Source organism: Amycolatopsis jiangsuensis (assembly GCF_014204865.1).
Taxonomy (GTDB): domain Bacteria; phylum Actinomycetota; class Actinomycetes; order Mycobacteriales; family Pseudonocardiaceae; genus Amycolatopsis; species Amycolatopsis jiangsuensis.
The window spans coordinates 1,346,659-1,362,604 of record NZ_JACHMG010000001.1; the positions used below are offsets into that span (position 1 = coordinate 1,346,659).

Below are 15,946 nucleotides of genomic sequence, written 5' to 3' on the forward strand. Positions count from 1 at the left end.
GCCCTGCCAGACTGGATACTCCGATGAGCTCTGGCACCCGGCAAAGACTGACCCGCCAGCGTCGTGCGCCTGAGGGCGCACAGCAACATCGTGACTGGCTGGGCATGGTCGATGTCGAAGGCCCGTTCCTCTCCCTGCCCGTACTCCGGCAGGCGTGGCCGACGCTCGAGTCGTTGGACAAGCCGGCCCGCGATCGACTACGGCTCGAGCACAAGGTGTGGCAGGCCGATCCGGCCAACCGGCAGCGGGCGTGGATCGAGTACGTGCTCGGTGCGCTTCTCGGCTGGGACGATGGCCTGCGGTGGGCGGGCGCGGACGGGCTCGCATCGCTGGCGATCGAAGTTCCCGAACACGAAGCCCACGTAGTGCCAACGTTCGCACTGGTCCGTCCCGATAAGGAAGCCGAACCGGCGTTCACGGAACTGGTGGGCCTGGTCTGCCCGCCCGGTCAGCACCCCAGTGCGCGAATCGCCGATGACGACTGGGCGGCGAACTCGGTCGATCGCCTGGTGCACTTGTGCCGCAGACGCGAAGTTCAGCTGGGCCTCGTCACAGATGGGCGGTGGTGGACTCTGGTGTGGGCTCGGAACGGCAAAGTCGCCACCACTGCAACGTTCGATGCCATCGGCTGGCCAGATGCTGCCGAGCGCGAAGTGGTGCGCGCCTTCGTCTCTCTGCTATCTCGACGGCGGTTCTTCGGAGTTCCGGAATCGGACAAGATCGTCGCATTGCTGGCTGCGAGCGAAGGTTCCCAGGAGGAGATCACCGAGGCGCTCGGTGTGCAGGTCCGTCAAGCCGTTGAGCTTCTCGTGTCAGCGATCGGCCGCGCCGACACAGCGCAACGGGAACGTGGCGAGGCCGGATTGACGGGGGTGGACGCCAAAGACGTCTACCGCACCGCAGTCACCGTCATGATGCGCATCGTCTTCCTTCTGTTCGCCGAAGAGCGCAAGATGCTGCCCTCGGACAATGAGCTCTACGCGGCCTCCTACTCGGTCGGGCGTCTGTGCGGGGACCTGGAGCGGCGCGCGTTGGAGTCCAGTGAGGACGACCTGGAGCACAGCTTCGCGGCGTGGCATCGGCTTCTCGCACTGTTCGAGGCCGTCTACTACGGAATCGACCACCCTCGGCTGACGATGAATCCGCATGACGGGTCTCTGTTCGACACCACGTCTGCCGCCTGGTTCCCTCGCTCCATCGATGACCGGACGATCCTGCACATGCTCCGTGCGGTGCAGTTCATCGAGGCGGGCACCAGGAGCACCCGCGAACGACGCAAGCTCTCGTTCCGTGAGCTACAGGTCGAGCAAATCGGCTACGTATACGAGGGACTCCTCGCCCACAACGGCTTCCGCGCCGGCGAGGTCACCGTCAGCCTGATCGGTAAGCAGGGCTACGAGCAAGAGGTTGCACTTGCCGACCTCGAAGCGCTCGCCGCTGAGTCGGCGACGGCGTCTGTCTTGGGCTCTCGGCTCTCACAGGAGTACAAAACTTCCGGCATCGGCTCGCCGCGTGTCCTGGAACGCAAGCTCGGACCGCTCGCCGCTGTGGAGCGCGAGCAGACGCGAAGGAGGTTGCTCGCAGCAACCCGTGGCGACAACGAACTCGCCGACCGGCTCATGCCCTTCGCCCGCCTGATCCGCGACGACCTTCGTGGTCTGCCCATCGTGATCCGGCCGGGCGAACTGTTCGTCACCGACTCTCCGCTGCGACGGCTGACGGGAACCCACTACACACCGCGGCACCTGGCCGAGCTCGTCGTCAAAGACGCCCTTGAGCCGTTGGTCTACTCGCCGGGGTCCCTGCAGACGAATGACCGCACCAAGTGGGTTCTGAAGCGCAGCAACGACATCCTCGCGCTCAAGGTCGCCGACATCGCGATGGGTTCCGGAGCGTTCCTGGTGTCCGCGGCACACTTTTTAGCGGAACGTCTCGTCGAAGCGTGGACACGAGAAGGCCACGAACAAGCGTTGCTCTCCCAGCTTTCCCGCGCTGTCGGAGACACCGACGAGGATCCCGTGATCATCAAGGCGCGACGGCAGGTGATCGAACACTGCCTCTACGGGGTGGACATCAACCCCAGCGCGGTCGAGATCACAAAGGTTTCCTTGTGGCTGATCTCCATGGACCCCGATCTTCCGTTCACCTTCCTGGACGACCGGCTCAAGACCGGCGACTCGCTACTCGGTGTCAGGTCGCTGGACCAGCTCTGGCACATGCACCTCGATCCGGAACAGGGTCGAAAGCAGCACCATGACCTCTTTCAGTGGGTCGCGCCGGGCCAGGCTCTCATGTCCAAGGTCGCGGACACTCGGCGACAGGTTATCGAGATCGACGTCCGGGACAATCCCCTCGTCCGGCTCGCCGAAAAACGCAAACTCCTCGAAGAGATTCACAAGGACACAGCCGAACTGCGACGCAACGCCGATCTCCTGGTCGCCTCAGCGCTGGCGAATGCAAAACGGGAGGCACGAGGCATATCGAACGGCGCGTCAGAAGCGGCTCGGCTGTCGCACAACAGACTGCGCGACTTCGAAGACGACCACGCTGCGACCCAAGCGCACCGATGGTTGTCGACCGATGCGCCCGAGATCGGGTTCGGGCGCAGACCATTCCACTGGCCTCTCGAATTCCCCGAGGTCTTTGACGACCGCGGCGGGTTCGACGCCGTCATCGGAAACCAGCCGTACCTGGGTGGCCAGAAGCTAACCGGCGCGCTCGGCGAAGCTTACCGGGAGTATCTCGTCCACGAGCTCGCCCATGGCGTACGTGGCAGTGCCGACCTCATCGCATACTTCGTCCTCAGATCCGCCGAGCTCATCAATGACACAGGCACACTGGGGCTAGTCGCTACGAACACCCTGGCGCAGGGCGACACCCGGCAAGTAGGGCTCGACCAGGCCGCGGCGAATGGCTTGACCATTTATAACGCAATCAAAAGTATGCCCTGGCCATCACGAAGCTCCGTTCTGGAGTGCTGCGTCGTCTGGGCATCGCACGCCAACGTCAGGTCAACTATCGGGTTGACAGCAGGACTCGAACCTTCCTCACGAGTGATCGCGCCGCCCAGAAAATTAGCAATCAACGGAGGGATCTCATTTCAGGGCTCGAATATTCTTGGTCTTGGATTCACGATGCCCCCTCTGCAAGCCGACAGGTTGATCGGACGCGATCCGAAGAATAGTGAAGTACTCTTCCCTTACCTCAACGGCCAGGACCTCAACTCCGATCCGGACTGCGCAGCCAGCCGGTGGGTCATCAACTTCCACAACTGGACAGAAAGCCGCGCGAAATCCTACACCGAGTGCTACGCCCAGGTTCTACGTCTGGTCCGACCGGTAAGAGCCAAGAACAACGACAAGCATCGCCGCGAGCTCTGGTGGCAGTTCACACGTCCTGCCCCAGAACTGTACGCGGCGATCGTAGGGCTGGCCCGAGTCGTAGTAATCACGCTCGTGAGCAAGACGGTGATGCCGATGATGGTGCCGACCGGCCAGGTCTTCGCGCATAAGCTGGCGGTCTTCGCCACCGATGACATGGCGATGCTCGCACTCCTGTCCAGCGGCCCACACTATTGGTGGACGGTCCGTCGAAGTTCGACGATGAAGACAGACATCAACTATTCACCAAGCGATGTCTTCGAGACCTTGCCGCTACCACCGCTCACCGACGACCTCCGTCAGCTCGGCGACCGGCTCGACTCCTACCGGCGCGATGTGATGCTCTCCCGCCAGACCGGCCTGACCAAGACTTACAACCTCGTTTTCAATCCTGATTGCCACGACGAGGACATCAACGAACTCCGCCGCATCCACCGCGAGATCGACGAAGCCACCGTCCGCGCTTACGACTGGGAAGACCGCATCGCAGCTGTCGGCGGTCTTGACCATGGCTTCCACCAGGTCGGCCGCGAGACCCGCTACACCATCGGCCCCGCGGCACAGCGCGAAATCCTCGACAGCCTCCTCGAACTCAACCACGAACGCTACGCCGAGGAAGTCGCGAAAGGCCTCCACATCCAGAAACGACGTTCTGGCAAGATCAAGAAGGCAACCGAAGGGGGTATCTTCTGATGGGCTCAGACGCCCTCTTTCCGGACCCACGTGGCGAGCAAAACACACCGGGCGCTTCCGGTGCTGTGCCGGAGACACCTACGCCGCTGGACACCCCGCAGACCTTCGGCGACAGCACGTCGTTCGCTGTGCGCGACGAGTTCCAGTCACTCGTCGAGCGCGACCTGCTCGGACCGTGGGACGGTGTTGCCGAAGAGTTCCGGCCGCGTGCGATGGGGCCCCGAGAGCGGTATCTGGTGGGGATGCTTGGCCCCAAGGCCGCACCGAAGACGACCGCGGAAACCGCCGACTCGGTCACCGACACCGACGTCGGCGTGCACGGCGATGCCAAGGGCGAGGACGGCGCCGAGTTGCCGGAGATCCTGACACCACAAGCCCTGGGGCGTCTGTGGGCGTCGTCGATGGGGCTGTACTTCCGCGTCGGCGCGGACACCGATGTGCTTGCTGTGACCGCGTCCTGGGGGCGTTACTTCACGCACGAGACCGAAGACACCGAGGGTCGCAAACGCACGGTGTGGGCGCGGGAACCGGTCGAGTTCGAACGGGAACTTCGCCTTGACGGGGAACAGGACTACCAGGTCCCGCTCACCACCACCGCCGACCTCAGTGAGCCCGGCGTATACCTCTCCGTCGCAATCCGCACGCACGACCAGCGGCGCACCGTCAACGTGACGCTGGTGAACGGACAGCAGGAGCCGCAGGCGAAAGCCGACGTCGCGTGGATCTTCCAGACCAAGCTGACTCTGACCGCGCTCGACGGTGGGGCCCCGGTGTTCCTGCCCATCGACGATCCGATGACCGACCCCAACCCGGCCGTCGAAGACCGCGAAGACCTGCACCTGCGGCTCCTTTACCGCGATCAGCTCAAGTTCGCGACCGGCCAGAACGTCGCCGTGCACGCGCACGACGACCACCGGCTGCGCCGGGCGCACAAGCTGGAAACCCAGTGGCTGCCCACCTACAACGTGCCCGCCACCATCGCTCAGGTCGGCCCCGGGACTCCGCTGGAAGGCACCGAGCTGTCCATGGACGCCCTTGCTGAGGCGTCCCCGGAACAGCTTCGTGCGGGTCTCACGCCTCTCGTCGACGGTTACACCGGCTGGCTGAACGAACGCGAAACCGACATCGCCACCCTGCCCGGCACTTTGCAGGAAGCGGCCGAAGCCGCGCTGTTCCGGGCGCGCACCGCGCATCGGCGTATCAGCGCCGGCATCACTCTGCTCACCGACCCGGGCCATCCCCGGCACGCGGAGGCGCTTCAAGCGTTCCACTTCGCCAACCGTGCCATGGCACTGCAGCGGCGCCACACCGAAATCTCCCGGCTCCGCGAGAACCCGGACGTCAGCTACACCGAGGCCGATGCCCAAGTGCAGGCGCAGGGCGCGGAAGCCGCGTCGTGGCGGCCCTTCCAGCTGGCATTCGTCCTGCTGAACCTCCCGTCCATCACCGACCCCGACCACCCCGAACGCGCGGCCGACCCGGATGCCACCGTCGACCTGCTGTTCTTCCCCACCGGTGGCGGCAAAACCGAGGCCTACCTCGGTCTGACCGCCTACACCTTCGCCATCCGCCGCCTGCAAGGCGTGGTCGGCACGGCCGAGGCCGCGCGAAGTGGGATGGCCGGCGTCGCAGTGCTCATGCGCTACACCCTCCGCCTGCTCACCGCACAACAGTTCCAGCGCGCCGCGGCGCTCGTGTGCGCCGCCGAGGTGATCCGGCGCAAGGACGTACGAAGCTGGGGCGCCGAGCCGTTCCGCATCGGGCTGTGGGTCGGTGGCTCGGTCTCCCCCAACTATTTCGACCAGGCCCGCGATCAGATCGCCGAGGCCCGCGAGGCCGGGCAGGGCAAGCGGGCCAACGTACTGCAAACCCTGTCCTGCCCGTGGTGCGGAACCAAGCTCGAGGCCCATCGAGACCTCTACCCCGACGAGGACACCCGGCGCATCCTGCTGCACTGCCCGAACGCGGAAGGCACGACGGCCTGCCCGTTCTCCCGAACCCGGTCGGACGAGGGGCTACCGATTCTGACGGTGGACGAGGAGATCTACCGTTACGCGCCGAGCCTGGTCATCGCGACCGTGGACAAGCTCGCGCAGCTGCCGTGGCGTGGATACGCCGGCATTCTCTTCGGCCGTGTTCGCGAATACTGCCCCCGGCACGGATACCGCCACGATGACCTCGACGAGCGCACCCAGTGCAAAGCCAAACACAACAAGAAGAACAAGCTCGCCGCCGTGGTCAGCCAGCCGGTACCACGGCTGCGGCCGCCCGACCTCATCATCCAGGACGAGCTGCACCTGATCTCCGGCTCCCTCGGCACCACCGTCGGCCTCTTCGAGGCTGCGGTGGACGAACTGTGCACGTGGACCACCCGGAGCGGCAATGAGGTGGGTCCGAAGATCGTGGCCTCCACCGCGACAACCAAGCGGGCCCGCGAGCAGGTGCGCGGAGTGTTCGGGCGCGACCTGGAGATCTTCCCGCCGCAGGTCACCGACGTCGCCGACACGTTCTTCTCCAAGCAGGTGCCCGTCTCGGAAACCAATCCCGGGCGGCGCTACCTGGGAATCTGCGCCCACGGTGTCCGCCTGAAGTCCGCCGAGATCCGGCTCTCCGAAATCCTGCTCCTGGCAGGTCAGACGATGTTCGACAGCTACGGTGCGCCAGCCGATCCGTACCTAACGCTCGTGGGCTACTTCAGCTCGACCCGTGAGCTGGCCGGCATGCGCCGTTTCCTGGACGACGACGTGGCCACCCGGGTACGCCGGCATGGGCGCAGCAAGGGCCTCTCCGACCGGATCGTCGGGTCCACGGCCATGCTGGCCATTCAGGAGCTCACCTCCCGCATCTCTTCCGGCGATATCAGCGACGTGCTCAAACGGCTGGAGATCGGGTTCGACCCCGACATCGACACCACCGCCCGCCGGCGCGCGATCAACCAGAACCTCAGCGACGTGATCGGCGCCAACCGCGGCAAGTCGCTCCGCAGCAAGGACCGGCTGGAACCCCATCCGCTGGCACAACGCATGATGGACCGGCGTCAGGGTGACCGGGTACCGGTCGACGTCGTCCTTGCGACGTCGATGCTGCAGGTCGGCGTCGACGTTACCCGGTTCGGTCTGATGGTGGTGACCGGGCAGCCGAAGAACACCGCGGAGTACATCCAGGCATCTTCCCGCGTCGGTCGTGACGCGCGGCGGCCCGGCCTCGTCGTCACCCTGTACAACTGGTCACGCCCACGCGACCTCGCGCACTTCGAAGACTTCGAGCACTACCACGCCACGTTCTATCGCCAAGTGGAAGCACTGTCCGTCACGCCCTACACCCGGCGATCCCTGGACCGTGGCACCACCGCCACATTCGTCGCGGCCGTCCGCAACATGGCCGAACGGAACTCGCGCAACACCGATGCGCACGACGTCGACCTCGACGACACCATGATCGACCGGCTCACCGCGCGTATGCTGGCCCGGGCCGAGCGGATCGGTGGCGAGCGTGGCCGTGACTACCTCAGCGAACGGATCAAACGATTCGCCGACATCTGGACCCAGGCGAAGACCGCGGCTACCCGGCTCGGTTACGAGAAGGCGACCTTTCGCAAGCAGCATCTGCTGGGGCTGTTGACCAAGCCCGGCGAAGTTAAATGGCGCGACACCACGGTCGGCCTCTCGATGCGGGAAACGGAGAACGAGATCAACCTCCTGCTGCCTGGCGGAGGTGAGTTCTTCGACCCGCAGTACAACGCGCCGGACTGGTCGTTTTCACCTCCGGACGGAGAGACCACCGACGACGACGCCCCCGAGGGCGACGAGATGGGCGACTCTGCCTTGCCCGAAACCAGCGGAAGGCGAGGAACGAAATGACCGCGCAGTACCGGCGGCGAGTCGGCGCCGTCCGCCCCAGCCACCTGATGTTCACCACCGGGGTGGGCGCGCTCGTCGATCTGCCCAACTTCTCCGTGCTGGTCAGCGGTCTGGACGACTGGCGGCATGACAACGTGCCCGAATGGGAGCCGATCGCCGAGCCGCGGCTGCTCGCCGCGGTGAAGACCCATCACGGCATGCGCTTCGTCGAACAGTTGAAGCCCGCTCCCTGGATGCCGGGAACCGATACCGAACCCAGCGGGCCGGCCGCCCGCGTCGGCGTTCCCATCATGCCGTTCCCCACCTGGTTGCGGTGCACGGCCTGCAACGAGCTGGGACCGCTGGATTCCCGGGTGTTCGGATTCGAGAACTTCCTGCCGAAGAGGCCTCATGACGCGCGGTTCTTCCACGATTTGTGCGGCAAGAAGCGCTCGGGCAAGAAGCCGCTGGCGGTGCCCGCCCGGTTCGTGCTGGCCTGCACCGCCGGGCATCTCGACGACTTCCCGTACGCGCATTTCGTGCACCAAGGCGGTCCGTGCCCCAAGGCGAGCCACCCGCGTATGCAGATGGACGACCGAGGTGGCAATATCGGCGCCAACGTCGAGATTCGCTGCCTGAGCTGCAACGAACGCCGCAACATGCGCCAGGCCACTGGTGTGCGGAACCTTCCGAACCTGCCACGGTGCCGCGGCCGCCACGCACACCTCGGCATCTTCGAACCCGAGGGATGCGACCAGGATCCCAAGGTGCTCGTCGTCGGAGCCTCGAATCAGTGGTTCCCTCAGGTGTATTCGGCGATCGCTGTCCCGCGCAGCGGCGCCAGCGAGCTGGAAGCCAAGATCGAGCAGCATTGGGATCCGGTCTCGCCGGTCCCGAAGGCGATGTATCCCTACGCCAGGGACAACGTGCCCGCGTTTCGTGAGCTCAGCAAGTGGTCCGACGACGAGATCGAAGCAGCGGTCGCAGCAGTTCGCGCCGGCAAGGACAGCGCGCAGGACCCGCAACCCCAGGGCTATCCCGACCTGCGCACCGCGGAGTGGGACGTGTTCTCGGCCAGGCAGCTGCCCGAACCGACCGACGACTTCGCACTCTACCGCGACCCGAATGGGGTTCCCGATCCGCTGAAAGCGATCTTTGGCGACGTCGTTCAGGTCGAACGGCTCCGCGAGGTGCGCGCGCTGGTCGCTTTCACGCGACTCGACGCGCCGGATCCCGAAGACCCCGAACTCGTCTCCCCTGCGCCGCTCGCGCGAGAAACACCGAAGTGGGTGCCGGCCAGCGAGGTGCGCGGTGAGGGCATCTTCCTGAACATTCCGGAACAGGTACTCGACGACTGGGAGAGCCGCATCGCCGGATCGAGCGCGCTCACGCACCATCGCGATGCCTACGCCGAGTTCCGCAAGAACCGGTACTCGGACCGGATCCCCGGCTCATTCGATCCGATGCGCAATTGGCCGGGCGCGCGGTATATCGCCTTGCACACGTTGTCCCATCTGCTGCTCGGAACGATCGCACTCGATTGCGGTTATAGCGCCGCAAGTCTGTCCGAACGGGTGTACGCGGGTACCGAGGACGACCCGCGGACCGGAATCCTGATCTACACGGCGGTACCGGACGCCGAGGGAAGCCTCGGCGGTCTGGTGTCCCAAGCCGAGCCCGAGCGCCTCGTCCCACTGGTCCGGCGGGCATTGAACGAGGGCATGACCTGCTCGTCGGATCCGCTCTGCAAGGAACGGCTCCCCCAACCTCCCGCGGACTACCTGCACGGGGCCGCCTGCCATGTCTGCCTGTTCCTGTCGGAGACGACCTGCGAGCGCGGTAATCGCTTTCTGGACCGGCGGTTCGTCCTGCCGATCGACGACCCGGCGCTCGCCCTGTTCCCGGACCTGCCGTGACGTCGTTCGAACAGGTCGCCGCGGCATCGGCTTCGCAGCTCGGGTCCGCAACCCTGCGTGGTGTGGCCGAACGTCTTCGCGCCGGCTGGCCAGCAGGTGCGATTCTCGACTGGCTCGGCCATCCCTTCGCCGGCGCCGCGGCACCGCTGCTCGCCGCCCGCGAGCAGTCGGGCCTGGCCTCCGGCGAGGCCGCGGCGTTCCTCCGCGGCCTCGCGACCGGGCACGAGCAACTGACCTCCGCGGTCACCGTGGAGACCGTCTGGAGCGGACCGAGCAGCCATACGGTACCCGTGCGGGCCACCGCACAGGCTCTCGTGGAGGTGATCAAAAGCGCGGAGCACGAACTGGTGCTGATGACCTACTCCGCCAAACCCCACGACGACATCCGCTCCGCGCTCGAGGACGCGGTGGCCCGTGGTGTCGAGGTATCGGCCGTGGTCGAGACATTGCAAGGTGCGCGCAGCGCACTCGCCGGGTCCGAACCCGCCGCGGCGTTTGCCAAGATTTCCGGCGTCATCCTCTGGCATTGGCCGGTCACCCAACGCACTGAGCCCGGGTCGAAGATGCACGCGAAGCTGGCCATCGCCGACCGCCGTGTCCTGCTCGTCTCCAGCGCGAACCTGACGCAGTCGGGGGTCGCCAAGAACATCGAGGCGGGGCTGCTCGTCCGCGGCGGCAACGCGCCCCGCCGGGTCGCCGAGCACATCGACGAACTGAGGTCCAGGAAGGTCCTGGACCGGTTGTCCGTGAGCACCGACGGGGCGTTCTGATGCCGGGGCAAGGAGGAGACAGGTCCAAGCGCACGGTCCTCAACGGACGTTACGAGCTGACGCCGTTGCCCCTCGCGCGGGGCGGAATGGGTGAGGTGTGGGAGGGCCGTGACACCAAGCTCGACCGCGAGATCGCGGTCAAGTTCATCCGGTTCCCCGATGGCACACCCGACGACGAGCTGGTGCGCCGGTTCGTTCGGGAATCGCGCATCACGGCCCGCTTGCAGCATCCCGGTGTGCCCGCGGTATTCGATGTCGGCACCCACGAGGGGCGCCCGTTCCTGGTGATGCAACGCATTCATGGCATGAGCGTCGCTGACCTGGTGGCCGAACGCGGCGCTCTGTCTGTTGGCTGGTGCGCCTCGATCGCCGCCCAGACGTGCGCGGTACTCATCGTCGCGCACCAGGCATCGCTGGTCCACCGCGACTTGAAGCCCGCCAACCTCATGCTCGAACCCGACGGCACCGTCAAGGTTCTCGACTTCGGCCTTGCCGTCGCCCTCGACATGGCCGATGCGTCACAGATCACCCGCTCCGGCCAGACGATCGGGACACCCGCGTACATGGCTCCCGAACAGGTGCTCGCCGCCATGAGCGGGCCGCGGAGTGACCTTTACACGCTCGGCTGCACCTTGTTCGAGATGCTCACCGGGCAGCAGGTGTTCGGCGGGTCCACCGCATACGCTGTGATGAACAAGCAGGTGGACGAGCACCCTCCCGCGGTGACTTCATCGCGACCGGACACGCCACGTGCGCTGGCACAGCTGGTCGGTGAACTGCTGGAGAAGAAGCCGGAGGACCGGCCGGCCGACGCGCGATCCGTGTATGAACGGCTGCTTCCCTTTGTGCGCGACCTCGGGCCCATTCCTGGAGCGCTGACTCCGCCGGCGGTTCCGAGTCCGCTACGGATGTATGCGTCGGTCGTGAGCAGGACCTTCGACACCACGATCGCGACCGGCAGCTCCACGACACCCGCGGCGCCGGTCCCCACACCGGCCGAGCGTCCACCAGCGAGCCGGCCGGACGTCGGCCAGGCCCGCCGCGAGGCTGGATCCCTGGTCAAGCAGTCGCGTTACGCGCAGGCCGCGCAGGTTCTCGAAGGCGCCGTCCACGCCTCGCTCGCAACCTCGGACCCCACCGGCGAGGGCGTTTTCGCACTGCGCCTGGAGTGGGCGAATGTCCTCTTCGAAGGCGGTGAGTACCGCCGCGCCGCGCCGGCCTACCGCGACCTGGCTCGTGATTTCACGAAGAAGGACGGCCCGGACTCCGAACTCGTGTTCCGCTGCCGCCTGCAGGAGGCGACCTGCCTGGCCCTGATCGGTGACACCAGCCTCGCAGTGCGCTCGCTGGAAAGCTTGCTCTCCGACGAGCAACGGGTCTACGGAGCCGATGACTCCCGGCCGCTGGAGCTACGCCGCCAGATCGGGCTGCTTCACCTGGCAGGAGGTCAACGCGACGAGGCCACGCGGACCCTCTCCCGGCTGCTCGACGACCTGATCCGGGTTCACGGGCCAACTCATCCATCGGTGCCGAAGGTGCGCGATCTGCTGAGCGGAATACCGCAAGAGGGAGGCCGTTGACATGGCGAAACTGGGGATCGACAAGGAATTCCTTCGCGAATTCAGCAAGCTCGAGAAGACCGTGCAACAACGGGTGCTGGAATCGTTCGGCAAGTTCGACGCTGCCACGCACGCAGGCGCGCACCTGGAGAAGATCACCAACGCCCGCGACGACCACTTCCGCACGATCAGGATCGACCAGTTCTGGCGTGGTGTCGTGCTCGCGCCGGAATCCGGGGACAGCTACACGCTGCTCAAGGTGTTGCCACACGACGACGCCTACGCATGGGCGCAACGGAGAACCGCGTCGGTAAACACCGCGACCGGGCGGATCGAGATCCGCGACACCGAGGCAATCGACGCCACGCTCCCCGCGCTGTCGCAGATGGCCGCGAGCGCTCCGGCCCGCCTCTTCGACGGCGTCAAAGACGCAGAACTGCGCAAACTGGGAATCGACGAGCAGACCTTGCAGTTCGCGCGGGCGTTGACCGACCCGGTCCAGCTTGACGCCTCCAAGTCGTTCCTGCCGCAGAACCAGTGGGACGCGTTGTACGGCCTGGCGGCGGGGCTCTCACCGGAGGAGGTGTGGGCCGAGGTCGGCGCGTTCACCACGGCGGGCGAGGTCGACACCTCCGACATCGGCGCAGCGGTCGAGCGCAGCACCGACCGCGTGGTGCTGGTGGACGGCCCCGAGGAACTGATGGTCATGTTCGAGCGGCCTTTTGACCTTTGGCGGGTCTACCTGCACCCGCAGCAACGCCGTCTGGCCGAATCTTCATTCTCCGGACCGGCGCAGGTGAAGGGCGGACCGGGCACTGGCAAGACCGTCGTAGCCCTGCACCGTGCGCACAACCTAGCTCAGGCCGGGGCGGGGCGGATACTCGTCACCACCTACATCTCCACTCTCCCAGCGACGTTGAGCGCAGGGCTCAAGCTCCTGGCGGACTCGCCCGGCGTCCTCGACCACATCGACATCCGCCACGTCGACCAACTTTCACACCAGATCTACCGGGAACAGCACGGGGCTCCCTTGCTGTTGCGGTCCGATCAAGAAAAGGAGTTGTGGCGCTCGGCGGCGCGAAAAGCGGGCGCGCACTTCAGCGAGGCATTCCTCGCCGAAGAGTGGCGCCAGGTGGTGCTTGCCCAGGAAGTGACCGATGCCGACGACTATCGCGCCGCCGATCGCACGGGCCGCGGACGCAGGCTCGGGGCCCGGCAGAAAGCCCAAGTCTGGCAGGTCATCTGGGAATTCCGGCAGGAGCTGCGTCGTCGCAACCTCTCGACACACGAGACCATCTGCATCGAGGCAACACGGCTTCTCAACGACCGGCTCGAGAAACCGTACCGCCACATCGTGGTGGACGAGGCGCAGGACCTCAGCCCGGTGCACTGGCGGCTCCTGCGTGCCGCAGTGCCCCAGGCGCCCGACGATCTCTTCCTCGCCGGTGACACGCATCAGAGGATCTACAACAGCCGCGTCAGCTTCCGAGACGTCGGCATCGCGATAGCGGGACGCTCCAGCAAGTTGAACATCAACTACCGGACGACCGCTGAGATTCTGGCCTGGAGCCTCGGCCTGATACGTGGCGAACGGATCGATGACATGGATGGCGGGCTCGACTCCATCGCGGGCTGCCGGTCCGACGTGCACGGCATGACGCCTGAACTCAAGGGCTTCGGCAACTGGGACACCGAACTCGCCAATCTGACGAAGACCGTCACCGACTGGATCGCCGCGGGGGTGCACCCAGCCGAGATCGGGATCGCCGCCCGGTCGAACTATCTGGTCACCGCCACCGAGGCTTCCCTCGGCAAGGACGGCATACCGGTGCGTGCACTGGCCAGCGCATCGACCGGGGAGGATGCGGTGTCGGTGGGAACCATGCACCGCATGAAAGGTCTCGAATTCCGCTGCCTCGCGGTCGTCGGAGCCGGGGCACGACAGGTGCCACTGCCCAACGCCGTGACGGCGGCCGAAGAGGACCAAATCACCCATGAACACGACATGCAACGCGAACGCTGCCTGCTGTTCGTCGCCTGCACTCGGGCCCGCGAGCAGCTGTCAGTCTCCTGGCACGGAGCTTCGAGCCCGTTCCTGACGGCCCTGGCCTGACCACGGATACCCGAGCCGAAAGGTCAATCATGTCCAAGCTCAGCACCATTCTCGATCAACACCCGATACGGTCGTGGAGTCAGCTTCCGCCGGCAGTAGGCCAGAGCCACACGGACGGGCTGGCTTCTGCGGGAAAACTACGTCGTTCAAAGGGCCAGCTGCAAGCGTGTGGCTAACGAGCAAGATCGTCCTCGGACACTCTTTTACCCCACGAATCTTCAGATCCGTGGGGTTATCTCTATATCGGTCCATGGCTAACACCGCCTGATGGTATCGGTCGCTCGCCGATTGCAGGGAATGCGCGGCGATGCTCGTCAGCGGCCACCGTCCGGTGCTCCGGTGCCGTGCCCGTGTGGTGACTGGTCTGCCCCGGGTTTGACAGAGTCTGTTTGTTGGATTCTTATGCCACTTGATCTTGAGAGGGTGGTATGGGACGACGTGGGTATCCGCCGGAGTTCCGGCGGAGGGTGCTGGACCTGATCGAGGCCGGCCGCAAGGTCGCCGATGTGGCGCATGATCTGGGGCTCAGCGATCAGACGATCTACAGCTGGCGGCGACAGGATCGGATCGACCGGGGCCTGGAGTCCGGGTTGACCAGCGCGGAGAAGGCCGAGCTGACCGCCGCGAAGAAGAGGATCGCCGAGTTGGAGAGCGAGTTGGCGGTGCATCGGCGAGCGACCGAGCTGCTGAAGGAGGCGGTGCGCCCAAAAGCCCGCTACGCCGCGATCGCGGCGATGACTGAGGAGGGTTTGCCGGCCCAGCTCGCGTGCCGGGTGCTGGGAGTGTCGGAGTCGGGGTTCTACGCCTGGCGATCGCGGTCACCGTCAGCCCGATCGATCCGGCATGCCTGGCTGACCGATCTGATCACCGAGATCCACCAGAACTCCCAGGGGCGCTACGGTGCCCGCCGCGTGCACGCCGAGCTGCGGCTGGGGCGGGGGATCCAGGTCGGTCACGGGGCGGTGGAGATGCTGATGCGCCGCGCCCGTCTGGTCGGCGCCATGGGGCGGCCGCGGTGGAAGCGCACCAAGCCCGATGAGATCGCCAAGGATCTGGTGAAGCGTGATTTCACCGCCGCGGGGCCGAACCGCAAGTGGCTCACAGACATCACTGAGCATCGCACCCGCGAGGGCCAGGTCTACTGCGCGGTCGTTCTCGATGTCTACTCACGTCGCGTGGTGGGCTGGTCTATCGATTCCTCGCCCACCGCGGCCCTGGTGACCAACGCGCTCGGCATGGCCATCGACAACCGGGCGCCGCAGTCTGGCACGATCATTCATTCCGACCAGGGAGTCCAATATGGATCGTGGGCGTTCACCAAGCGCGCGAAGGACTCCGGGCTGGTTCCGTCGATGGGCAGCGTCGGCGACTGCTACGACAACGCGATGATGGAGTCGTTCTGGTCGCGCATGCAGGTCGAACTGCTCGACCGCCACCGATGGCGCACGCGGGTCGAGTTGGCCAACGCGATCTTCGAGTACCTCGAGATCTGGCACAACCGCCAACGACGCCACAGCAGCCTCGGCTGGCTCAGTCCAGTAGAGTACGAAAAAGCAACCATCGTGGCATGACAATCCAGCAACCGGACTCCACGAAACCCGGGGCAGACCAACCTGCACCAGACCCGGGGCGCATCATTTGGTCCACAGTGGTGGACGGCCGGGCTTCTTGCCGAC

Annotated in this window: 7 protein-coding genes; all 7 read left to right on the forward strand. The window is 65.7% G+C overall.

Annotation, left to right across the window (positions count from 1 at the left end):
* Positions 1-23: 23 nt before the first annotated feature.
* The 7 genes from BJY18_RS06025 (at position 24) to BJY18_RS06055 (ending at position 15,841) form a co-directional block, all read left to right on the forward strand.
* Positions 24-4,073, forward strand: coding sequence for an Eco57I restriction-modification methylase domain-containing protein (locus tag BJY18_RS06025; protein WP_184778408.1), 4,050 nt, complete (start codon positions 24-26; stop codon positions 4,071-4,073).
* A 65-nt stretch (positions 4,074-4,138) separates the two neighbouring features.
* Positions 4,139-7,933, forward strand: a complete 3,795-nt coding sequence (gene drmA, locus BJY18_RS06030) for a DISARM system helicase DrmA (protein WP_221457587.1) — start codon at positions 4,139-4,141, stop codon at positions 7,931-7,933.
* On the forward strand, positions 7,930-9,828 hold the full coding sequence (gene drmB, locus BJY18_RS06035) for an MrfA Zn-binding domain-containing protein (protein ID WP_184778411.1): 1,899 nt from the start codon (positions 7,930-7,932) through the stop codon (positions 9,826-9,828). Before drmA ends, drmB begins: the two co-directional genes overlap by 4 nt.
* Entirely contained in the window at positions 9,825-10,598 is a 774-nt protein-coding gene (gene drmC, locus BJY18_RS06040; protein ID WP_184778413.1) for a DISARM system phospholipase D-like protein DrmC, read from the forward strand. Before drmB ends, drmC begins: the two co-directional genes overlap by 4 nt.
* A complete protein-coding gene (locus tag BJY18_RS06045) occupies positions 10,598-12,178 on the forward strand; it encodes a protein kinase domain-containing protein (protein WP_184778415.1) in 1,581 nt (526 codons plus the stop codon). The genes drmC and BJY18_RS06045 overlap by 1 nt, the downstream gene beginning before the upstream one ends.
* 1 nt (position 12,179) lies before the next feature.
* Complete coding sequence (locus BJY18_RS06050; protein ID WP_184778417.1) at positions 12,180-14,270, forward strand: UvrD-helicase domain-containing protein; 2,091 nt, start codon at positions 12,180-12,182, stop codon at positions 14,268-14,270.
* Positions 14,271-14,698: 428 nt separating this feature from the next.
* Positions 14,699-15,841 (forward strand): IS3 family transposase, encoded by a 1,143-nt coding sequence (locus tag BJY18_RS06055; protein WP_184778420.1) that lies wholly within the window; start codon positions 14,699-14,701, stop codon positions 15,839-15,841.
* Positions 15,842-15,946 lie beyond the last annotated feature (105 nt).